General features: G+C 72.5%; 22 protein-coding genes. 6 read left to right on the plus strand and 16 right to left on the minus strand.

What is annotated here, in order from left to right; translation table 11 throughout:
• Positions 1-11: 11 nt before the first annotated feature.
• Together OEIGOIKO_RS03150 and OEIGOIKO_RS03155 are read left to right on the plus strand one after the other, a co-directional pair.
• Positions 12-242 carry a YxD-tail cyclophane-containing RiPP peptide gene (locus OEIGOIKO_RS03150; RefSeq protein ID WP_125051623.1) on the plus strand — a complete coding sequence of 77 codons (231 nt, stop codon included), beginning with the start codon at positions 12-14 and terminating at the stop codon, positions 240-242.
• On the plus strand, positions 239-1,450 hold the full coding sequence (locus OEIGOIKO_RS03155) for an FxsB family cyclophane-forming radical SAM/SPASM peptide maturase (protein WP_125051625.1): 1,212 nt from the start codon (positions 239-241) through the stop codon (positions 1,448-1,450). Before OEIGOIKO_RS03150 ends, OEIGOIKO_RS03155 begins: the two co-directional genes overlap by 4 nt.
• Positions 1,451-1,457: 7 nt before the next feature.
• On the opposite strand, the gene OEIGOIKO_RS03160 is transcribed toward OEIGOIKO_RS03155, so the two are convergent.
• Positions 1,458-2,216 carry an aminoglycoside adenylyltransferase family protein gene (locus tag OEIGOIKO_RS03160; RefSeq protein ID WP_125051627.1) on the minus strand — a complete coding sequence of 253 codons (759 nt, stop codon included), beginning with the start codon at positions 2,214-2,216 and terminating at the stop codon, positions 1,458-1,460.
• 138 nt (positions 2,217-2,354) lie between these two features.
• Here OEIGOIKO_RS03160 and OEIGOIKO_RS03165 point away from each other — a divergent pair, with 138 nt between their 5' ends.
• Positions 2,355-2,915: a DUF6221 family protein gene (locus OEIGOIKO_RS03165; RefSeq protein ID WP_125051629.1), complete on the plus strand. Its 561-nt coding sequence runs from the start codon at positions 2,355-2,357 to the stop codon at positions 2,913-2,915.
• A 33-nt stretch (positions 2,916-2,948) separates the two neighbouring features.
• Here OEIGOIKO_RS03165 and OEIGOIKO_RS03170 read toward each other — a convergent pair whose 3' ends face one another.
• The 3 genes from OEIGOIKO_RS03170 to OEIGOIKO_RS03180 all read right to left on the minus strand — a co-directional run bounded on the left by OEIGOIKO_RS03170 (position 2,949) and on the right by OEIGOIKO_RS03180 (position 6,036).
• A complete protein-coding gene (locus OEIGOIKO_RS03170; RefSeq protein WP_246177173.1) occupies positions 2,949-4,133 on the minus strand; it encodes a multidrug effflux MFS transporter in 1,185 nt (394 codons plus the stop codon).
• 288 nt (positions 4,134-4,421) lie between these two features.
• Positions 4,422-5,444 carry a helix-turn-helix domain-containing protein gene (locus OEIGOIKO_RS03175; protein WP_125051633.1) on the minus strand — a complete coding sequence of 341 codons (1,023 nt, stop codon included), beginning with the start codon at positions 5,442-5,444 and terminating at the stop codon, positions 4,422-4,424.
• 34 nt (positions 5,445-5,478) lie between these two features.
• Positions 5,479-6,036, minus strand: coding sequence for a DUF4328 domain-containing protein (locus tag OEIGOIKO_RS03180; RefSeq protein WP_371858876.1), 558 nt, complete (start codon positions 6,034-6,036; stop codon positions 5,479-5,481).
• Between the two features lie 332 nt (positions 6,037-6,368).
• Between OEIGOIKO_RS03180 and OEIGOIKO_RS03185 the strand changes: the two genes are divergently transcribed.
• The gene (locus OEIGOIKO_RS03185) at positions 6,369-6,662 is read left to right on the plus strand and encodes an ArsR/SmtB family transcription factor (RefSeq protein WP_125051635.1); all 294 of its coding nucleotides are present in this window, start codon (positions 6,369-6,371) and stop codon (positions 6,660-6,662) included.
• A complete protein-coding gene (locus OEIGOIKO_RS03190) occupies positions 6,659-7,048 on the plus strand; it encodes a VOC family protein (RefSeq protein WP_125051637.1) in 390 nt (129 codons plus the stop codon). Before OEIGOIKO_RS03185 ends, OEIGOIKO_RS03190 begins: the two co-directional genes overlap by 4 nt.
• Before the next feature lie 21 nt (positions 7,049-7,069).
• On the opposite strand, the gene OEIGOIKO_RS03195 is transcribed toward OEIGOIKO_RS03190, so the two are convergent.
• The 9 genes from OEIGOIKO_RS03195 to OEIGOIKO_RS03235 form a co-directional block, all read right to left on the minus strand.
• Entirely contained in the window at positions 7,070-8,578 is a 1,509-nt protein-coding gene (locus OEIGOIKO_RS03195) for an HAD-IB family hydrolase (protein ID WP_125051639.1), read from the minus strand.
• The gene (locus OEIGOIKO_RS03200) at positions 8,562-10,328 is read right to left on the minus strand and encodes a 1-acyl-sn-glycerol-3-phosphate acyltransferase (protein WP_170251522.1); all 1,767 of its coding nucleotides are present in this window, start codon (positions 10,326-10,328) and stop codon (positions 8,562-8,564) included. Before OEIGOIKO_RS03200 ends, OEIGOIKO_RS03195 begins: the two co-directional genes overlap by 17 nt.
• Positions 10,325-10,780 (minus strand): helix-turn-helix transcriptional regulator, encoded by a 456-nt coding sequence (locus OEIGOIKO_RS41370; RefSeq protein ID WP_170251524.1) that lies wholly within the window; start codon positions 10,778-10,780, stop codon positions 10,325-10,327. The genes OEIGOIKO_RS03200 and OEIGOIKO_RS41370 overlap by 4 nt, the downstream gene beginning before the upstream one ends.
• A gap of 373 nt (positions 10,781-11,153) precedes the next feature.
• Complete coding sequence (locus OEIGOIKO_RS03210; protein ID WP_170251527.1) at positions 11,154-12,650, minus strand: CocE/NonD family hydrolase; 1,497 nt, start codon at positions 12,648-12,650, stop codon at positions 11,154-11,156.
• A 315-nt stretch (positions 12,651-12,965) separates the two neighbouring features.
• A complete protein-coding gene (locus tag OEIGOIKO_RS03215; protein ID WP_170251529.1) occupies positions 12,966-14,390 on the minus strand; it encodes a wax ester/triacylglycerol synthase domain-containing protein in 1,425 nt (474 codons plus the stop codon).
• 35 nt (positions 14,391-14,425) lie between these two features.
• Positions 14,426-15,427, minus strand: a complete 1,002-nt coding sequence (locus tag OEIGOIKO_RS03220) for an ACP S-malonyltransferase (RefSeq protein ID WP_125051648.1) — start codon at positions 15,425-15,427, stop codon at positions 14,426-14,428.
• On the minus strand, positions 15,424-16,770 hold the full coding sequence (locus tag OEIGOIKO_RS03225) for a beta-ketoacyl-[acyl-carrier-protein] synthase family protein (protein WP_246177174.1): 1,347 nt from the start codon (positions 16,768-16,770) through the stop codon (positions 15,424-15,426). The genes OEIGOIKO_RS03220 and OEIGOIKO_RS03225 overlap by 4 nt, the downstream gene beginning before the upstream one ends.
• Positions 16,771-16,798: 28 nt before the next feature.
• Positions 16,799-17,062: an acyl carrier protein gene (locus OEIGOIKO_RS03230; RefSeq protein ID WP_125051652.1), complete on the minus strand. Its 264-nt coding sequence runs from the start codon at positions 17,060-17,062 to the stop codon at positions 16,799-16,801.
• 82 nt (positions 17,063-17,144) lie between these two features.
• Positions 17,145-18,059: an alpha/beta fold hydrolase gene (locus OEIGOIKO_RS03235; RefSeq protein ID WP_170251531.1), complete on the minus strand. Its 915-nt coding sequence runs from the start codon at positions 18,057-18,059 to the stop codon at positions 17,145-17,147.
• 732 nt (positions 18,060-18,791) lie between these two features.
• Between OEIGOIKO_RS03235 and OEIGOIKO_RS03240 the strand changes: the two genes are divergently transcribed.
• Positions 18,792-19,154: a hypothetical protein gene (locus OEIGOIKO_RS03240; RefSeq protein ID WP_125051656.1), complete on the plus strand. Its 363-nt coding sequence runs from the start codon at positions 18,792-18,794 to the stop codon at positions 19,152-19,154.
• Between the two features lie 236 nt (positions 19,155-19,390).
• Here the strand turns inward: OEIGOIKO_RS03240 and OEIGOIKO_RS41375 are convergent, their stop codons facing one another.
• The 3 genes from OEIGOIKO_RS41375 to OEIGOIKO_RS03250 form a co-directional block, all read right to left on the minus strand.
• Positions 19,391-19,561, minus strand: a complete 171-nt coding sequence (locus OEIGOIKO_RS41375; protein ID WP_170251533.1) for a hypothetical protein — start codon at positions 19,559-19,561, stop codon at positions 19,391-19,393.
• A 189-nt stretch (positions 19,562-19,750) separates the two neighbouring features.
• Positions 19,751-20,863, minus strand: coding sequence for a TauD/TfdA family dioxygenase (locus OEIGOIKO_RS03245; RefSeq protein WP_125051658.1), 1,113 nt, complete (start codon positions 20,861-20,863; stop codon positions 19,751-19,753).
• Positions 20,860-21,090 (minus strand): MbtH family protein, encoded by a 231-nt coding sequence (locus OEIGOIKO_RS03250; RefSeq protein WP_125051660.1) that lies wholly within the window; start codon positions 21,088-21,090, stop codon positions 20,860-20,862. The genes OEIGOIKO_RS03245 and OEIGOIKO_RS03250 overlap by 4 nt, the downstream gene beginning before the upstream one ends.
• Positions 21,091-21,232: the final 142 nt, after the last annotated feature.

Here is a 21,232-nt window from a genome sequence, read left to right on the forward strand (position 1 = left end):
GAGGCCCTGGCATGACCGAGACCCGCCTGCCCGTAGAGCCGCTGTCCGTCGAACCGCCGCCCGTGGAGCCGCCGCCCGCGAAACCGAGTGACGCGCGGCTACCCGACCTCACCGGCCTGCCGCTCGGCGAGCTGTCCGCCCGTACCGGGCACCCGGTGCTGAGCACGCTGCTGCCCGGCGTGCGCGACCGCATGGACAGCTCGGACGTCGTCGCGTTCTACGACGACGCGCCCCCTGAATGAGGCAAACGGACCGGAGCGCTCCGTCCCGGCGGCGCGTGCCGTTCCGGCAGTTCGTGCTCAAGGTGCACAGCAGGTGCAACCTCGCCTGTACCTACTGCTACGTGTACGAGGGGCCCGACCAGAGCTGGCGCGAGCGCCCTGCCCGGGTGGCCGAGGAGACCGTACGCCGCACCGCGGAACGGATCGCCCAGCACGTCACCACACACGGGCTGCGTTCGATACGGGTCGATCTGCACGGCGGGGAGCCCCTTCTCCTCGGCCCCAGCGCACTGATCGACCACGCGCGCGCCGTCCGGGACGCCCTGCCCTCAGAATGCGCCGTCGCCGTCTCGGTGCAGACCAACGGCACGCTGCTCACCTCGGACGCCTTGCGGCGGTTCGGCGCGGCCGGCATCAGCGTCGGTCTGAGCCTCGACGGCGGCAGCGCCCGGCTCAACCACCGGCGTGTCGACCACGCGGGCCGCTCCTCCTGGCCCGCGGTACGGCGGGCCGCCGGCCTGCTGGCCGCTGCACCTGCCGCATACGGGGGCATCCTCTGCACCGTCGACGTGGAGACCGACCCTGCCGAGGTCTACCGGTCGCTGATCGCGCTGGAGCCCACCAGTCTGGACTTCCTGCTCCCGTACGGGAACTGGAGCGAGCCGCCGCCCGGCATCGGCCCGTTCGCCGGGCCCGTCGGCCGGGCAGCGCGCCCTGTCCCGTACGGTGCGTGGCTCGCCCGGGTCTTCGACCTGTGGTGGGACACGCCGCGGGGCCGACGGGCCGTGCCGGTACGCCTGTTCGGTGAGATCGTGGCGCTGCTGCTCGGGGCGGCGAGCCAGTCCGAGGCGGTGGGGCTGTCCCCGCTGGCCGTGGTGGTGATCGACACCGACGGTTCCCTCCAGCGGCTCGACTCCCTCAAGACCGCCTACGCGGGCGCGCCCGACCTGGGGATGGACGTCTTCCGGCACGACTTCGAGGACGCCCTGGACCACCCGCACACCGTGGCCGCGCAGGCCCGGGGGCTGGACTCGCTCTGCGGAAGCTGCCGCCGCTGTCCCGTCGTCGGCGTCTGCGGGGGCGGCCGGTACACCGACCGTTACCTGCACGGCTCGGGCTTCGATCACCCTTCGGTGTACTGCGCGGATCTGGAGCATCTGATCCGTCACATCGGCGAGCGGCTTCAGAAGGAGGTACGAGGGGCGCCGGCCGAGCCGGTGCGTCCGTGAACCACCGTCACGCGTACGGCAGTTCGCCGATCTCGGTGAGCACGTGGTCCACGTGGGGGCGCACCCGCGACCTGAGGCCGTCGCTCCAGCTCTCCTCGGAGTACCGGCGGGTGAGGTACAGGTCCCTGGCGTGGCGCAGGACCGGGCGGTGCCGGGGCGGGAGGCGGTCGAGGGCCCAGTCGGCGGCGGCGTCCTTCGTTCTGATCTCGCCGGTGGCGAGGGTGCTCCAGATGCGCGCGAGGGTGAGGACGACGTTGCGGGTGTCGCTGTCCACCTCGTCCAGCAGGCCGGGGATGCCGTGCACGCTCGCCCGTGCCACGTCCGCCCACGGGACGGGGTCGAGGACCTGTGCCGGGGGCGGGCCCGTGAGGGGGTGGTCACCGGCCAGCGCCATGGTGACGAGCAGGGCCAGGTCCGGCATCGGTTCCGGCTCGGGGACCACACCGGTGGCGTACGCGTCGCGCAGCCACTCGCCGTAGAGGAAGTCGCAGGTCGGAGGGTAGCGCCAGGGGCGTACCTGGTCGTGGACGACGACGGTGAGTTCGACCGGGCGGGCGCCGCCCGTGAAGCCGGAGATGCCGAGCAGCCCGTCCAGGAGGGCACGCCGTTGCGGTGCGGTCGTGCGCCGCCGGGAGACGACTAGGACGTCCAGGTCACTGGCCGGCCGGAGGCCGCCGAGCACGGCGGAGCCGTGCAGGTAGCTGCCGACGGCCGCGGGGCCGAGGGCGTCGCCGATCAGTGCCTTGATCTCCCGTTTCTGGTCCATGGACCCAGTGTTGACGCCGGGGGCTGCCACAGTGGCGCGCCGACGTCGAGTGGCTGAAAGCCGCCTGTCCGGTTCCCCCTTCCTCGGGCACATTCATCCTCACCCAGACTGCTGTCCGTAGGTCGTCTCGGAGGCGTCATGCACCGGTCCATCGACCTTCATCACACCGCCAACACGTTCGAGACATGTGCGCAGTTACGCCGCTCGGCCCGGGAGGCGGCCGACCGGGCCCGCCGCATGCGGGCCGAGGCGGCGGAAGCCAGGCTCCGGGCCGTACGGATGCGCCAGAACATGGAACGGATGAAGTCCGGGCGCCCTCCCGACGCCGTCTCCGGCTTCCGACGGTTTCCGGCCACGGAAATCCGCTGCGGCGCCACCTCCCGGGCGGCCCAGCTCGCCCTGCTGACCGCCTTCGTGCACGCCCGTCTGGACGAGGAGGGCAACACCGCGGACCTGTTCCACGAAACCGGCTGCCCCGACGCCGGGACGTCGGCGTGCCATTGTCCCGTCCCGGAGCGGGTACGCCATGACGTCACCATCCGCCACGGCCTCGCCCGTGACTGCGAGGAGGCGCTCCGCGACCCCGATCACGACGCGCGCGACTGGCCGCACAACGAACTGGCCGCCCTGCTGCGGTTGAAGGTGCTCGCGCTGCCGTACGAACTGCACCGGCAGTGGCGGGAGGAGTGGAGACCGTGACGGCACGGGCGCGGCTCAGGTGCTGCACGCGGCTCACTCGGGTGAGCCGGCCGGCTCGCCATGGCCCTCCCACGGCCGGGCGAGCGTGAGCAGGGCGGTCGCGGACAGCAGTACGCAGCCCAGGACGACGACCGCCGTCGACATGGCGGTGGTGTCCCCCAGCACTCCGGGCAGGGGCGCGGCCGCGGCCCCGAGAATGAACTGAGCGCCGCCGAGCATCCCGGAAGCGGCTCCGGGCGCGTCGCTGCCGATCGCGAGGATGATGGTGGTCGAGGCGGGCAGCAGCAGTCCGAACCCGGACGTCAGGCCGAACAGGCAGGCCCATGTGGTGAGGAACGTGCTGATGCCGACGGTGAGCAGGGTCACCAGCGTGACCAGGGCGACCACGGTGACGGCCACACCGACGGTGAGCAGGAGGTTGAGACGTACCCGCCCGGCCAGCCGTCCGAAGACCGCGCCGGCCAGCACCGTGCCGACGGCGTTGGTGGCGAAGACCAGGCTGTACTGGGTGGGCGACAGGCCGTAGACGTTCTCGAAGACGAAGGGCGAGCCGGTGATGTAGGCGAACAGGGCGGCCAGCCCGCATCCCATGACCAAGAGGTGGCCAGCCGTCTCCCGGCGCCGGAGCAGTGCGCCCGTCGCGCGGAGTACGGCCGGCAGGCCGCCGGTCCCGCGCCGCTCGGCGGGCAGCGATTCGGGGACCCACGCCCAGATCGCGGTCAGCAACAGCAGCCCGGTCACGGCCAGCGCCACGAACACCAGCCGCCACGAGCCGACGCCCAGGACGAGGCCGCCGGCCACCGGGGCCAGCACCGGCGCGGTCGACCCGATGACGCTCAGCGTGGTGAGCCGGCGGGCCGCGGAGGCGCCGGTGAACAGGTCGCTGACGACCGCCCGCCCGATGACGATGCCCGCGCCGCCCGCGACCCCCTGCAACAGCCGGGCCGCGTCGAACACGGCGATGGACGGGGCCACCGCGCACACCAGGGACAGCACGCTGAACAGGCCGGAACCGGCCAGGAGCAGGCGCCGCCGCCCCGTCGCGTCGCTGACCGGGCCGAGGACGACCTGTCCGACGGCGAGCCCGACGAGGCACGCCGTCAGGGAGAGCTGGACAGCCGTCTTCGAGGTCCCGAAGGACGTGACGATCTCCGGGAAGCCGGGCGCGTACATGTCGATGGCGAACGGTGAGACCGCCGACAGCCCGCCAAGGACCATGATCAGTAGTCCTGTTCCGGTCCGTGGGGGTGCGGCGTTCCGTGGGCGTACGGAAGTGGTGCGGACGGTCATCGGTCTCCCTCCGGGGGTGCCTGCGCGACCATCGTCGGCACCGAGGACGCGCCGCGGTGTGGAGCGCCGGGCCCGGGGATGTGGAGCACGGGGCTGACTCGGCGGGTGGCGTCGGAGGTACGTCCGTCCAGCAGCGCGGGGCACCTGGGCGGACGGCCTCGGGGGGAACTCGCCCGCGATCCGGGCCGGCAGGACTCGCGGCCCGTACGGACGGTCTCAGGAGTGCGCCCGCCTGAACCGGGCAGGGGATGTCCCCCGGTCGCGCCGGAAGGCATAGCCGAAGTTGCCGGCCGAGGCATAACCGATCTCGTGCGCGATCCGGGAGACCGGCCAGTCGGTCTCGACCAGCAGCACAGCGGCCCGGTCCAGGCAGTGCCGCCGGTGGTACTCCATCACCGACGTCCCGTACAGCGCGCGGAACCCGGTGGTGAGGCGCCGTACCGACATCGAGGACACCCGGGCCAGCTCGGCGAGTGTCGGCGGTGCGTGGCGCTCCCGCCACAGCAGTTCGGGCACCCGGCGCAGCGCGGCCGTCTCGTGCCCGGCCAGAGCCGGCGCGGCGCGGTCCCGGGCGTCCGCGGGCGACGCGCCGGCCGAGAGCCCGTCGATCAGCGCGGCGAGCGCCGCCACCAGCCGCGACTCCATGAACAGCAGGCGCCCCGGTGAGGAGCGCCGGTGCAGGAAGATCTCCTCCAGCGGTCCCGCGGCCGGGCGCAGCGCGGCGGACCGGCCCAGATACCGCTCGCGGGCGACGCTCTCCGGTCCGGTGGGCGGCAGGGCGCCCGCGCCGAGGCCGCCGAGGTAGGACTCCAGCCCGGACCAGGTACCGGTGACCGACACCGCGCGGTACCGCTCGCCGTCGCCGTGCGCCACCACACCGTCGAGGGCGCCGCGGGGGCTGAGCGCCACCGAGCGGGCGCGCAGGTCACCGGCGCCGGCGCCGGTCTCGCTGATGTGCATGCGCCCGTCGACACAGTGCTCCAGCTCGAAGTGGTCCCCCGGGAACCGGAATCCGACCCGGTGTCCGCCGGCGAACGCGACGTCGTAGCGGACGATGTCGAACCCGCTGCGCAGCGACGTCACCTCGATGGTGCCGTCGCCGACCTCCGGACGCAGCCGGTGCCGCACCGTGCCGTCGCCGCTCTCCTCGGCCTGCGCGATCGACGCGTAGTACGCCGCGGACGTCGCCTCCGACACGGCCGAACCGGCCGCGCCGGTGAGCTGATGCACCCTGGTCACAACTCCGCAGGTTAGCTCCCGTCCGGCTGCCCGGTCACGCGCGCCCGGTGGCCTCGGCGGTCGGTCGGGCCCGTACGGAATCGACGCCGCGTCGCCGCTGCGCCGCGGTGAGGGCGCGGACGACGAAGACGCCGGCCACCACCGCCGCGACGACGGCCGCGTCGGCGGCCAGGAGCGGGTACACCTGCCGGTAGGCGCGTTCGATGACGTGGTCCGTGGGGACGGCGTACATCAGGCCCGTCCCGCTCGGCATCCCGGCGAGCCACAGGCCCCACCACCAGTTCACGGCGTGCGGCAGCCGTTCTCCCGGGGCGCTCGCGCGGTGGATGTCGGCCACGATGCCGCGGGGCACCCACAGGTTCGCGACGGGCACGATCCAGCCCGCGTAGAGCCACGGCCTGGCGTAGCGGGGCGACTGTCCGGAGAGGGCGCGGGCATTGTCCCGGACACGCGACAGCCAGATCGGGAAGGCGGTCGCGCAGAGCACCGTGGCCGCGCTGCCCAGGGTGGTGACGATGTGGTAGCCGTCCTCCAGCGCGGTCAGCGGGCGGCGCTTTCCTTCGCCTTGGTCCGGCGGTCCGGAAGCCGGCATCCCGGCGGTGGCGAGCCGGATCTGCCACAGGGCGCGGGCCGCCCAGGCGGCACCGGCGAGGACGAGGCGGCCACGGCGCAGCGGGCCGCACCGCGGACGCCAAGCAGGGGGCCGGGGCTATTCGATCTTCCATCCGGGCATGGCTCCGCACGGAAGGGTGCGCACACCAAACGTCGCCAACCCGCTTACCCTTGCTGCCAGTTGACGCCCGACACGCCGGGACGGCAACAGCGGACCACCGACCGTCCGGCACGATCCGGCAGCACCCCTCCCCGGCCACCACCGGAGCCCCCGCATCGTCAGGCAAGTCTCCACTTGCCTATGGTGGGGTCATGGCAGAGGATGTTTTCAAGGCGCTGGCCGATCCCACCCGCCGGCGCATCCTCGACGAGCTGGCGGAGCGGAACGGCCAGACGCTGTTCGAGATATGCGCCCGGCTGGTGACCAAGCACGGCCTGGGACTGTCCCGGCAGGCCGTCAGCCAGCACCTGGCCGTACTCGAATCCGCCGGCCTGGTCCGCACCCGACGCCAGGGCCGCTACAAGTTCCACGACCTGGACACCGGACCCCTTGAGCACGTCATGACCCGATGGCTCAGCACCGACACGCCGGAGAGCACCCCATGAGAATCCACGTGACCAGCGTCTTCGTCGACGACCAGGCCAAGGCGCTGACCTTCTACACCGACAAGCTGGGCTTCGTGAAGAAGCACGACGTCCCGCTGGGCGGGGAGGCCCGGTGGCTGACCGTGGTCTCCGCCGAGGACCCGGACGGCACCGAACTGCTGCTGGAGCCCTCCGGCCACCCGGCAGTGCAGCCGTACAAGACGGCGCTGGTCCAGGACGGCATCCCGGCCGCCTCCTTCGCCGTGGACGACGTGCGGGCGGAGTTCGAGCGGCTGCGCGGGCTCGGCGTGACCTTCACCCAGGAGCCCCTGGAGATGGGCACGGTCACCACCGCGGTCCTGGACGACACCTGCGGCAATCTGATCCAGATCATGCACAGCGCGTAGCTACCGCGGCATCGTGACGACTCAGCGGGGCATCCCGAGTGTCGTCAGGAAGAGGTCGCGTATCCGTTCCGTGTGCCGGTCGATGTCGGTTCTGTGCCAGTCACTCGTGTCCACCGGGGGCAGCACGGTGACGCGCACGGTCCCGGGCCGGAGCAGCCGGCCGTCCCTGGCCATCACGTCGGTGGCGTTGTGGATGACGATCGGCACCACCGGTACACCGGCCTTACGGGCGACCACGAAGAGGCCGGGCCGGAACGGACCGAGGTCGGGTGTCCGTGCCCTGGTGCCTTCGGGGCCCGCGGCGAGGGACAGTCCTCGGCGCAGCCGCCCGAGGGCGGTGGCGAGTGCGGCGGCGCTCTGCCCGGGACGGTCCCGGTCGACGAAGACGGCGCCGGTCGCGGCGAGGAACCGCCCGATGACCGGGGTGCCGGCGAGTTCCTTCTTGGCCAGGGGGAACCAGCCGTCGCGCAGCAGATGTCCGGTGAGCACCGCGTCCATCGGACTGGTGTGGTTAGCCACGAACACCGCCGGGCGGTGCGACCAGAGGTGTTCCTCACCGGTCACGGCGACCCGCACCCCCGCCGCCCGCAGCACGAGGTCGCAGCCGAGCCCGACCGCTGCCGTGGCGGACTGCCGGAGTCCCGGTTCTGCCGGTCCGTCGGTCAGTACGGTCATGAGTGCGGTGGCCGCCACGGCTGCCGCGGACCCCGCCGCGGTCGACACGAGGGGGGCCAGGGACGCCCGGGTACCGGAGCCGGAGCGGACGACCGGCCAACCGCGGCGGAACGCTTCGGCGCGCAGCGCGGCGCGCGGGTCCACGACCCGGGGGTGTCCCACGCTCTCCAGCAGCGGCAGGTCGTCGGTGCCGTCGCAGTAGGCGAAGCTCTGGTCGAGCCGGATGTCCTTGCGCCGCGCGTGCTGCCGTACCCGGGCCAGTTTGCGGGGACCGATGCACAGCGGCGGGGGCGGGCTGGCGTGCACCCGGCCGTCGGCGGCCGGCACTTCGGTGCAGATCAGGTGCCCGATGCCCAGCGTCTCGGCGACGGGCAGCGCCTGGGCGCGGCTTGCGGCGGTCGCGATGGCCACGGTGTGGCCGCGCGCCTGGTGGGCGCGGACCAGGGTCCAGGCCGGGCGGGACAGGAGCGACGCGGTCTCCTCCTGGAAGACACGCTCGCCCAGGGCCGCCAACTCCGCCGTGCGGCGCCCGTGCCAGTAGGCGGAGGCGGCGGCCGACATGCTGGTGGCGAGAGGTTCCTCCGTGCCGGACAGTGCCTGGAGCAGGCCGCGGATCATCCGGTGCGGAGAAACCGTGGTCAAGCCGTGCCACACCTCGGCGGGCCATTCGCCGTGCCGCAGGCGGTTGGCGCAGAAGGCGAGGGCCGAGTGGCCCTGGAGAAGGGTGCCGTCGAGGTCGAAGTAGGCAGCTGTCCGGGGGCCGTCGGGGGACGCGGCCACGTCGGCGAGCAGGTCCTCCAGTACGCTGCCGGGCCGGTGCGTCCGCCAGGGGGCGGAGTCAGGAGGCGGAGACATGGGCACCTCCTCCCGTGCCGCCTTCCGTGCACGGCAAGTCCCGCAGGTGCTGGAGCTCCTCCAGATCGGTCATGAGGGCGAGGGCGCACCGTATCTCCGCGCGGACGGCCGCCGGGTTGCGGAGCCCTTGGCGCCGCATGTCGAGCAGAATGTCGGCCCGAGCCTGAGGCGGCACTTCGACTGGCCGTACCGCGATGGCGGGCATGAGGTCCAGGACGATGCCGGGGCCGGACGAGTTCGGCTGGATCTTCAGCAGGACGGCCAGCAGGGAGAGGGCCGCGGTGCCCAGTGCCTGCGGAGCGAGGACGAGACCGCTGGACGCGATCGCCTTGCGGACGTCCCGGGCCCGGCCGTCGCGGAGGGCCGGCCCCACCAGGTGGCGCAGCTCGGCGACAGCCAGGTGCAGCAGCAGCGGGTCCGCCTCGATGCCGGACCCGCAGGAGACCAGGCGCAGGACGCCCCGCAGGTCACGGACCATGCTGCGCCATGTCGTCGCGGCGGGTGAGCGCGAGGCCCGGACGGCGACGACTTCCGCCGCTGCGCGCGGCCAGAACCAGTGCAGACACTGGTTCTGGTACATCGCGGTGAGGTGTCGCCGCCCGCGGAAGACCGGCTCGACCGGCTCCTCGGCGCCGGGCACCTCTGTGGCGCCCCCGGCGGCACAGAGCGAGTGCAGCTGCGTCCGGACGCCTTCCCGCGTACGCAATGTGTCCAGCGCGGTGCGTGGCAGGTCCCACCGCTCCACCGCGTCCAGCAGCGGGGTCAGTGCCCGCTGGATGCCGGTCGCGGTGTGGCTGCCCGCGCCGTGGAGGAGCACGAAGGAGAGAAGGGGCAACGGAGTCAGCGGAGTCGCATGGCCGATGGCCTGCCGCACATCACGCCCCAGGGCGTGTACCGCCGAGGGCCTGCCGTGCGAGGACGCCAGGTAGTCCCCGGCCCGGACGGGCGTGCCGAATCGCACATGGACGGTCCCCCGCGTCCTGCGTTGCTCGCGCACGTAGCCCCGGGCCCACCGCACGCCCTCCCCGCGCTTGCGGACTCCTTCCGCCTCGTCCGCCAGCGCGGCCGCCCCCGGCAGGGGCGCGTGGGTCAAGGACACCGGCACCACCCACACCGGCCTCCCGGAGGCGCGACTCGCGGCTTCCAGCAAGCACTCCAACAGCCCGTACTTCGGCGGGCGCATCAGCCCGCTCCGTGACCGGCTCCCCTCCAGATACCACTCCAGCGGGCGCCCGGTGGAGATCAGGTGGGTCAGGTAGAGGTGCAGCCCCACGCGGTAGGCATGGTCGTAACCGGACACCGCGCGGCGCAGGAACACCACTCCCGCCCTGCGGGCGAGCGCGGAGACCAGCGGCAGCCGGCTGAGGTTGTCGCCGGCGAACCAGATGTTGCGGGGCAGGTCCCACCGGCGCAGGACACGGCTCAGGTAGAGCGGGTCGGCGTACGCCCGGTGGTTGGGGAGGAAGGCGACGGTGCCGGTCGTCACCAGCCGGCGGATCAGGTCCCGGGCGCCGTCGTCGCTGTCCACCTCCCACCCGCGGACGAGCAGCCTGCCGAGCCGGTCCCCGAACCGTTCGGTGTACGTGCCGTCACCGGCCGCCAGTTCGGTGAGGCAGCGCCGCACCTTCCGCCGTGCGGACGGGATGTCGCAGCGCAGGCGGTGTGCGAGTCGGCTGATTTCCTCGGCTGCGGACGGCAGTGACAAGACCGTGTCGACCGTGCGTTTGCGGCGGCTCAGGGAGAGGGTCACTGCGTCTCCTCGGCGGGGAGCGCGCGGCCGGTTCCGGGGCAGTCGGAGCGCGGCCGGGCGCCGGAACTGCCGCGCGGCGAACCGGGGGCCCGGTGCAGAAGACGCGCTGCGGCCTCGGTGCGGTTCTTCGCCCCCAGTTTCCGGAAAGCGGTCGACAGATAATTCTTGACCGTCTGCTCCGACAGGCCCATGGCGCGGGCTATCTCCCGGTTCGACATGCCGCCGCTCATCAGCACCACCACGCGCTCTTCCTGACAGCTGAGGGACTTCTTCGGCACCGCGACGGGCGGGTGCGCGATCGCGTCCGGACGGCCGGGCTCCCCTGTTGCCGTTGTTGCCGTCGGGCGGTGTCCCGGTCCGCCGGGTGTTTCTTCGAGCAGCAGGCAAACCCGTGAACAGAGAAAGGCCACGGTGTCGAGAAGGCGGGAGGCCCTACCCAACTGCGCGGCCAAGGATTCTGCCGCGCCGGCCGGCCCTGCTCCGGGTCCGGGTCCGGGGCCTGGTCCGGGTCCGGGGCCTGGTCCGGGTGCACCGCTGTCTTCTGGGGCGAAGTCCGGGGACGTCACTGATCACCTTCCCTGTGGCGTGGGAGCAGTGCCTTTGCGCGTCGGAGAGTTGCTGCCGGGACTCAGGCGCAGCCGCGCCGTCCGGGCTTGGTGATGTCATGAAATCTTCTGAAATGATTCTCGGCTGACGCGGCGCCCCCTGGTAAGAGGGCGGCGACCCATGTCACTCCAACGAGTCACTTGCGGCTTCATGTGCGAATTGCCGACCGTGCGACGCCCCTGCCGGCCGACCGGCAGGGTACGCGCTCCCGGCCTCCCCTCAAGGCCGCCGCAGACGGAGGGAGAGAAGGGCCGGGGCCTCGCCGCGGGAGTGGAGGACGACTTTGCTGAAGGGAAGGGTACGGCTCACACACGTCGGGTCGACGGTCCCCACGACCAGCCCGATGCGCCGGCCCTCGTGCACCTCGGCCACCGTGGTGCGGAACCGGAGGTCGACCGGGACCGCCCCGTTCCCGGTGCGCACGGTCGCCGTCGCCTGCGTCAGCAGCCGTCCCAGGCCGGTCCGGTCCACCTCGTAGAGGTGCGCGGTGAGCGTCGTGGCGGACTTCGGCGAGCTGACGGACAGGCGCAGGTGCGGGGAGCCGCGCACCTGCATCACCTCGTGGAAGGGTTCGGTCAGCCAGCTTCCCGCGACGAGCCCCGGCAGCAGCGGGAAGAACACCATCGGCGAGAGCCCCAGCGTCTCCGCCCACTGGGAGACCACGGGGACGCGGTCGACCGCGCCGGACGGCAGGCCGCCCACGAGGCGTTTCTCCCAGGCCGCCGGGCGGTCCGACAGCTTGCCGTTGCCGGCCGTGGGCGGTGGGCCGAGGTGGTGGCGCGTCAGCTCGCCGGGCGGGGTGCAGGAGGTCTCCTCGTGCTGGTCCGTCCCGTCGGGGCGCAGGATGATGACCGGGCCGTCGTCCTCCACGCCCGTCGGCAGCCCCAGCAGTTCGTGGTCGAGCCAGCGGCGTACGTACGTCCAGACGTCCGCGGCCCGGCCGAGGAACGAGGCGAACGGGACGACGGGGTGATCACCGGGGTGGAGCAGCAGGACGGCGCGGCCGGTCAGCTCGTGGTGGAAGGCGACGGTCTGTTCGGGGCGCAGCACGGTGTCGTTCCAGCCGGCGGCCAGCAGGAGAGTGACCGGGCGGTCGTTGATCTCCTCGACGACCGATGCGGCGGAACGTTCCGCTGTCCAGCGCCGGAACCGCTGCCGGTGACGGCCACTGTAGTAGTCGATCACCGCCTCGACCAACGACGGCGAGGGCCTTCCTCCCAGCAGGCCCCCGTCGGCCAGCAGCGCGGTGGACAGCCGGGGCGTCTCCCCGGGGTTCACCGCCGCGAAAAGGTCCGCCCAGCCGTCCACGGCGACGACGGTCTTCAGGCGCCGGTCCGCGGCCGCCGCCAGCAGACTGATCCCGGCGCCGTAGGAGAGGCCCACCGCGGCGACGCGGTCGGGGTCGGCGATCGGGAACTCCGCCAGGATCCAGTCGAGTACGGCGCCGAAATCACCGACGTCGGTGGGTGAGGCGACTTCGATCCGCCCGCCGGACCCCAGGAAACCGCGCGGCATGTAGGCGACGGCCAGATATCCGGAGTCGGCCAGCCATTCCAGGAGCAGGGTGTACTCGCTCGGCGGGGACGCCCAACTGGTCGGCAGCACGACGACCGGGTGCGAATGCGGTGTGGCCTTGGCGGGGTGCGCGGGCCGGTACACGACGGCCTCCAGTGGTGTACCGCCGACGCCCGCCACCCGGTAAGTGTCCCTTTCCACGCCGCTGTCGGCATTCCACGCCGACGTGAGAGAACCCAGCAGCGACGAAAGGGAAAGGGAGCGGGAGCCGAGAAACGGCACAGCGATGCCCATATGAGCCTCCCAGGCTATACGTGAGATTCCGGCAAGGTAGTGCCGGCACCGTAATCGACGCTACGGGCGCGGCAGTCGGTTTGCCAATACTTACCTGTGTACCGAGTACCGGCGGCGCGACCGTCGAATGCCATCTCAGAACTGCGGAGTTGACGTACACCACGGCAATCGAAACCGTAATGGAGGCACGGCTGACGCACACCACCCCGTAACGACCGCGATTCACTCACGGAGTTGTTCATCTCTCTCAAAGGTCTGGTTCCGGACTTCCGCCACGCCGCGGCCGTGGCTCTTTCGAATCCTCCGTGGGGCACCGTCCGCGCTGGCGAGGAGGGAGTCGTAATTCTGGTGCAGTAGACGGGAGAAGAGGTCCGGATCGGTGATCGCCGCCGGATCCAGGTGCACGCCGACGGCGCACCGGTCACCGTGCGGCATGAAGGCGGCCATCGCGGCGCTGCCGCCGCGCGGACCGAACGGCAGCATGGCGGTCACACGCGCGCCGGAGAGGTAGACCGGCCGCGAGAACCCGGGGACCGTACTGGTGTGCAGGTCGCTGGATCTGAGCAGCGGCCAGGCGATCCGTGCGGAGAGGAAACCGGGGAGCGGGCACAGGACTTCGGCCGCGGCGGGAACCGCCAGGTCCGTGGCACCACCGGTCCGGCGGCTGAGCAGTCTCTCCAGTGTGCGCACGCGATCGGCCATGCCGGCGGCGCTCATCGGCACCGGCAGGCGCACCGCTCCGAACGAGTTCTGCGGGCCTCGGTCCGCCAGGGACCGCAGACTGACCGGGACGGCCATGGGGATCGTGTGCACCCGCACACCGAAGTGGCTGTGGTAGTCCTGCAGCGCTCCCAGCAGTCCGGCCGTGCACAGCGCGCCGAGCGAGGCGTCGAGCGCCCTGCCCACCGCCCGCAGTCTCGCCATGGGCAGTTCCTCGGCCTCGAACCGTCCCGCGCGGCTGCGGCCGCCGAGCAGGGGCGAGGGGCTGGCGGGCGGCGGCACGAGGAGGCGCAGGGACTGGGCGAGCCGCTCGGCGTACGTGGCCGCGTAGGCGGGCTTCTCCAGCAGGTACGGGGTGACTCCGGAGGGCCGCGGCGACGGGGCGTGCGTCCTTGTGGCGAAGCCGCACGACGCTGCGGGTACGGGCGCCAGCGACGCTTCGCGACTGCGGGGCAGTCTGGCCTGCAGGGCCCACCACAGCCCCATACCGTCGGTGACCGCATGGTGGATGCGCAGCACGACGGCCGCTTCGCCACCGCGCAGCCCTTCCACGAGTGCCAGGCTCCACAGCGGTTTCGCGCGGTCCAGGGGCGACTGGGCGATCCTGCCCGCGAGGTCGAGCAACTCCCGCGGCCCGCCGGTCCCCGGGGCCCGTATCCGCCTCATGTGGCGGGTGACGGCGAAGGCGGGGTCCGGGGTCCACGCCGGCCGCTGACCGGCGGCGGGCGCCGCGCCGACCCGCTGGCGCATCCGGGGCAGGTGGCGCGCCAGGTGCCCGCAGAAGGACGTCAGATGCTCCCACTCCGGAGCCCGGTCCAGCACGCCGATCAGTACCGCGTCGAAGCGGCAGACATCCGTTTCCGCACGCCACATCAGGGTTTCGAGACTGTTCAGGAACTGTCGCGAAGGAACGTATTTCCTGTCCACGGACGCCACCTCAGCCAGACGAACCAGACGCATTCTCACGGTCGGCCCCGCACGGGTTCAGCCGAGGGCCGGCTTCGGCCGAGGGCCGGCCGAAGCCGCTCTTCGACGCGTTCGAGGGTGTTCCGCCGGTGCAAAGGCGCGAGGACGCGGGCCGCCGGCACGGTGGCCCTGGCCAGTGCGCCGAGGAGCGCACCAGGACCCGCGTCGATGAACAGCCTGATGCCGGAACGTTGCAGGGCGAGCAGCGCCTGCCGGAAGCGCACCGGATGGATCAGGTGCGCGAGAGCCGAGCGGCGAATGTCCTCCAGCGTGACGAGCGGCGCCGCGCGCACCGAGGAGTAGAGCGGCACCGTGGGCGGGCGGACCGTCGTCCGGCGCAGCAGAGCGGACAGCCGGCCGGCCACCGGTGTGAGCAGCGGATGGTGGTACAGCGTGCGTCCGGTGAGCCGGGTGGTCCGCACCCCTTTGCCGCGGGCGACGGCCTCGACGGCGGTGAGGCCCGGCTCGGGTCCGGAGACGACGGTCTGCCGCGGCGCGTTGTCCGCGGCGACCCGCACCCCGTGCCCGTCCGCCAGACTCAGCAGCTCCTCGGTGGCCTCCGCGGACGCCGCCAACGCGACGAGTCCGCCGGGCGGCGTGGGCGTACCGACGAGCAACCGGTGGCGGGCGGCGAGGACGGCCGCCCCGGTGACGGGCGCGATCGCCTCGGCGGCGGCCAGGGCCGCGAGATCGCCGACGCTGTGGCCGACCACGGCGTCGGGCCGGTGCCCGAAGTGGAAGCGCAGTGCGCGGGCAGCCGCGACCGTACCGGCGTAGGTGGCCAGGTCGAAGGCGAGGGGTGACGCGCGGATCAGCTGTTCCGGCGGAGGGGCGGAGAGATCGGTCAGGAGCCGGGTGGCGGTGTAGGGGCCGCCGGGCGAGAAGGCGTCCACCGCGCGCAGGGTGTCGCGGACATGGAACAGGTGGCGCACCTCGGCCAGGGCACCGGGCACGTACGCGCCCTGGCCGGGGCAGAGCAGGACGCTGGGCGCCGTCATGAGAGGTCCTGTCGCGGGGCGGTGTGCTGGGTCTTGGGGAGCGGAGCCGGCGGCGCGGGTGGATCGGTGGCGTTCCGGCGGAAGACGAGGGCGACGTTGTGGCCGCCGAAGCCGAGGGCGGCGTTCAGGGCCGCCAGGTCGCCGTCCGGCAGCGGACGCGGCTCGGGGCCCACCACATCGAGGTGGACCGCGGGGTCCAGGTCGCCGAGGTTGCGGTGGGGCGGGGCGATGCGGTGCCGCAGCGCCAGTACGGTGAACATGGCCTCGATCGCGCCGGCCGCGCCGAGGCTGTGGCCCGTGGCGGCCTTCACCGCGGAGACGGTGATGTGCTGCGCCGCCGGCCCCAGGGCCCTGCTGAGCGCGATGGCTTCGCTGAGGTCCCCCACCGGTGTCGAGGTGGCGTGGGCGCTGACGTGGTCGAGGGCTTCCGGGGCGAGCCCGCCGTCGGCCAGGGCGGAGAGAACGGCCCGCACGTATCCCTCTCCTGTCGGGTGCGGGCGCGCCACGTGGTGGCTGTCGTTGCTGACGCCCGCGCCGGCCAGCTCGCAGTAGATCCGGGCGCCCCGGGCGGCGGCGCGCTCGGCGTCCTCCAGTACGAGCATGGCCGCACCCTCCGCCAGGACGAAGCCGTCCCGCGCGGTGTCGAAGGGACGGGAGGCGTCCTCGGGGCTGTCGTTGCGCCGGGACAGGGCCTGCATCTTGTCGAAACCCGCGACGATCAGCGGGTGGAGGCCGGCTTCCGTGCCTCCGGCGAGCACGCAGGTCGCCGGCCCGGAGCGGATCAGCCGCAGCGCCTGGGCCAGGGCTTCCGCCCCGGAGGAGCAGGCGCTGACCGACGTGTGGACCCCGGCCCGCGCCCCGAGAAGAAGGCCGATCTCGACGGCGGGGTGGTTGGGCAGGATCATCGGTATGCAGCGTGGGGCGACCCGCTGCGGACCGTACCGGGTGAGCTGGTCGTACTGCCGGGTGAGGCTGAGGAGACTGCCCAGCCCGGCCCCCACGACCACGGCGGTCCGCGCGCTCTCGCCGCGGAGTCGTTCCTGCCTGTCGGGCAGTTCCCTGCCGGAGTCCAGCCACGCCTCGCGCGCCGCGACCAGCCCCAACTGAGCGCAGCGGTCGAGGTGTTGGGAGCGGACCGCACTGAACGACGCCGCCGGGTCGACCGCCACGGGGGCCGCGAGCGTCACCGGCAGCGGGTGTCCGTCCGTACTCAGATCCAGTCGGCGCACACCGGACTTGCCGTCGAGCAGCCCCTGCCAGCTGGTGGCCGTGTCGCCGCCCAGCGGTGTCGTGGCACCGAGACCGGTGACGACGACAGTGCGTTGCTTTTCTCGTGTCCCCACGAGCACCGCCCTTCCGTCCGGCATCTGCTCATGCCGTCCTGGATACGCCGTTCACCTTGGCCGCCACGTAGTCGACGGCCGCGCGCACCGTGGTGAGCTTCTCCGCCTCCTTCTCCGGAACGCTGATCCCCCACCGTTCCTCGATCGCCACGACCACTTCCAGCATGATCAGGGAGTCGAAGCCGAGGTCGTCCTTCAACGCGTCGTCGAGGACGACGCCCTCGGGCGAGAAGTCCTCCACCGTCGCGCCCAGCAGCTCGACGAATTCCGCAAAGATGTGCGGGTCACTCATGAATTGCCCCTCCTGTGGATGGTCATGACGTACACCCCGGGCACTTCTTCCGGGCACGGCCACGGCGGCCGACCCTCGCGCGCTAACCGGCCCGGGAAGGAATTCCGCGTGCCCACCCCGCTTCTTTTCCGCCGGACCCGGCATTGACGAACGGGCGCAGCGCTTCCAGAACTTCGGCCGAGGCTTCCAGGTGGGGCATGTGGCCGGCCACCGGAATCAGCTGGAGACGGCCGTCCGGCAGATGACGGAGCGCGTGACATCCCTGCCAGGCGGGAATGACATTGTCCAGCGCCCCCCAGACGACGAGCACGGGCATCGAAAGCTCACGCAGTCTCGGCAGGACCGTGGACTTCTGTCCCGTCCAGCCCACGGACCCTCGCAGCGCCTGGAGGGACATCTCCATGAACTGCCGCGAGTGCCCCAGGGAGAACCGGTAGGCCCAGGCGGACAGCGGAACGCGCCACGGCTGCCGGAAGTACCACGCGGACAGCACCAGGGAAGACACCTCGGAGATGCCCGGCAGCCGGCGCACCAGGGCATCGGCGTCCCCCAGGACGGTACGCGCCTTGAGGACGAGCGCCACGTCGATCAGCCGCCCGAGACCGGCGCTCGCGATCAAGACCAGGCGCGGCACCCGGGCGGGCTGCTGCAAGGCGGCATGGAGCGCGACCAGCCCGCCGGCCGAATGCCCCACCACGGCCGGGCGGCCGAGCCCCACCGTGTCGGCGAAGTCCCAGACGAAGCCGGCCACACGCTCCGGCCGGGCGTCCGGCAGCGGATCCGTGATGCCGAAACCGGGCAGATGGAGAGCGATCACGCGGTGCCCGGGCGCCATGGCCGGGGCGATCGCGTCCCAGTCGTGAGCCGTTCCCTCGTTTCCGTGCAGCAGCAGGAGCGGCGGCCCCTCGCCGGACTCCAGATATCCGGTACGGATTCCGGCCACCATCACCTCGCGTGCGCACGCACCGCGCCCATCGGCCAGGGTGTGAGATTGCATGCGGAGCATCACTTCCCAACGAGATGAGTGCGGCTGATGCCGAAGAAGTGTGCGACAGGGCCGAACCAGCGGCGGTCGCCATGGAATTGCCACGGGCGCCGCTCGACGCCGTCCGGCAGCGCCACAATTCAGCTGCCCGACGGGCGAATGCGCCTTACCGAAGAAGGTAGCTCCGCGGTACACAGGCCGCAATCATTACTTTCGGGCCCGGTACCGGTCGAGCGGGGAGCAGTTGCACATGCGGGCATGACGGAATTCCGGTCACTGCGCAATCACAGTCCTGGTGGCGCTTTCGTTCGAAGATTTCTGCACAGTTCTCTTACTGCGGCGAGAAATGATCCGCCCGGAAGTCGGAAGGCCGGGCGCGTGCGTGCGGCAGCCGGGGCGGTCTTCCGTGCGCGAAGGTTTCTGCACTGCGGACAGTCGCCGACATCGACCCCTCTCCAGCGGGCAATCAGGCGGGCCTTATGAGGGGACCGCAAAGCCGTGCGCTTATCAACCACCACCGGACGGCGCACAGGCTCACACACCCACCGACACACCCGGCGCACGCGCCGCGCACCGCGCTCCCCACCCGACGATGTGCGGAACCTGCGTGCGCCCCCTGCTCCCCTTCCGGCGCGGCGAATCCCGGGGCGCCTGGCAGACTCCTTCCTGGCAGACTCGTTCCGAAGGAGGCGACCGGGCGGGAGCGCTCCGGTCCGGCCCGGTCACCGCGACAGGGGAGGGCCCATGGACCCCAGGGAGCCCAGGGGCGGGGACGATCCGCACATCCACGTTCCGGTGAAAACGCTCCACGACGACGCCGCTGCCCGCAACCTGATGGCATCCACGTTCGGTCTGGTCAGTGACCTGCCGAGCGTCATCGTCACGGGATGCGGGCTGCGGGTTCCGTACGTGATGACCTCACGGCGTCCGGACCGTGTCACCTGCCTCGCCTGCCGTGAGCACGCACGGCGGGAGCACCTGCGCTTCGCGGCGGAGGTCGAACGCATGTGCCGCATGGTGGGCTCGGTCTTCACTCCCGCCCAGGGCAGACTGGCCGCCGACCGGCTCCGCGACCTCGCGCGGCAGTTCTCCGACGACGAGAGCTGAGAGGCGGGAGGCGGAAGCCGGAAGCCGGGAGGCGGGGCCGCGTGCCGGGAATCCGCCTTTCAGGCCGGCCGCACCGGCCTGCGTCCGCAGACCACGAGCGCCTGCCTAGGCATCGTCACCGACCACCCGCCCCCCGCCCCGCCCCTGCCCGCGGACCGGGACGTCTCCACCGCGCGGCGTCCGCCGCCGGAGCACGGACCCCCCGCCGGGCTGACGGACTCGTATCTCCTACCGGGTCACCGTGCCCCGCTGGGCGGCCGGTTTGTGGTGGCTGCCGTGGGCGAGCAGCACGCCGCCACCGGCGCGTCGCGGAACAGCAGCGACTCGGCGCGCTGCCGCGCCACCGGAATGCCGTGCGCCCAAGCCTGTTCCACCATGAAGGGCGAGGCGCCGCAGGTGGCCGCCACGGTGTCCGTGCGGCCCGTCAGCGCCGCGACCCGGCTGACCAGCCCGTGCCGATCACTGCTGCCTCCGAAGTGCTGGTCGGTCTGCCGGGCGTCGGACCACTGGGCGTCGGTGTGCCCGCCGAGGGTCCGTGGCCGAGTCCCCAGCCGTCGGGGCCGCGGCCGCCGGGGCGACGGCGCGGCGGTTCGCCGTCACGGCCCGCCCACCGGCTTCAGCGGCGCGCACACCTGGGAGCCCGGGGGCCGGACGACGCGGGACGGGCGCAGGTCGGCGACCGCGAAGCAGCGCCGCAGCCACCGGTCCCGCCCGTCGTAGCGGGGCCGGAAGGCGGTGCGGCCGTGCACGGCGGTGCGGTTGTCCACGACGATCAGGTCGCCGGCTTCGAGGACCGCGCCGTCGAGTACGGCGAGCATGGCTTCGCGCAGTTCGTCGAACGCGCGCGCCGCGGTCTCGTCCAGAGGTTCCATGGCGTGGAAGTCCGCGACGATCTCCGGGTCGCCGTCCGGCCCGGACAGCACGGGCAGCGGCGGCGAGACCACGCCGGTACCAGTACCCGCACCGCTCCCCTTCGCCCCGGCGCCCGGCCCCCCGAAGGAACTGCTGAAGCGGATCCGGAACAGCGGGCGGCGCAGGACACGGACGCACTCGGCGGACAGGCGGGGCAGCGCCCGGGTGATCGCGCCGTAGGTGGTGCGGGCCCGGCGCTCGTGGTCGGCGCGCAGGCACAGCAGCGTCACGAAGTCCGGTTTGTACGGGTGGAAGCCGTCCTCGGTGTGCAGTTCGAGCAGCACGCTGCCGCTGTTCTCCTGGCACTCCTCGGCGCCGCTGACCGGGACGATGTCCTGGACCAGCCGGCCGGCCTTCTCGTCGGCGTAGGCGATGACGTCGCCGAGCCAGGAGACCACGGCGAGCTGGCCGACAGTCGCGGTCCCGAGCCGTGACCAGGCGGGCGCGGCGCCGTCGGCGGGGGTCGGGGGCAGGCCGTCGTCGAGCGGTACGTTGCGTACGAGCAGGACGCCGTGCGGGTTGCCCTGCCTGCGGAAGCGGCTGAGCGCGTGGGCCAGTCGCGGCGGGAGCCAGCGCGCCGCCACCTCGATCTCCGCGAGCAGCCCGGGGTCGTCGAGCTGTTCGGGCCCGGCCGGCTTCCCGTACGGCAGCATGCCGGTGATCTCGTCGGCGACCTTGCGGAACTGCCCGGCTTCCTGCGGCGTCAGCTCCACCGTCTCGGCCCCGGCGCTGCCGCCGGGGGATTCCTGGTACGTCAGCACAGCGGTGTCTTCCTCCTCGCGGTCCGCGGCGGTCAACGGGCGGACGGCGACCCGGCTTCGTCCATGACGCGGACGAGGCTCTTCGGGCGCATGTCGGTCCAGTTCTCCTCGACATGGGCGAGGCAGGCGTCCCTCGTGTCCTCGCCGTGCGCGACCGTCCAGCCGGCGGGGACTTCGGCGAACGACGGCCACAGTGAGTGCTGGCCCTCGTCGTTGACCAGTACCAGGTAGGTGCTGTCGGCGTTCTCGAAAGGATTGGTCATGGCGCGGTCCTTCTTCTTCGGGGCTTCGGGGTCTCGGAGCTTCGGGGTCTCGGGGCTTCGGGGCTTCGGGGTTTCGGGGCTTCGGGGAGGGGAGCAGGAGTTCGGGGGCGTGAGGTACGGAAGGCGGGTGGCTCCGGGCGGC

The organism is Streptomyces paromomycinus (assembly GCF_003865155.1).
Lineage (GTDB): Bacteria > Actinomycetota > Actinomycetes > Streptomycetales > Streptomycetaceae > Streptomyces > Streptomyces chrestomyceticus.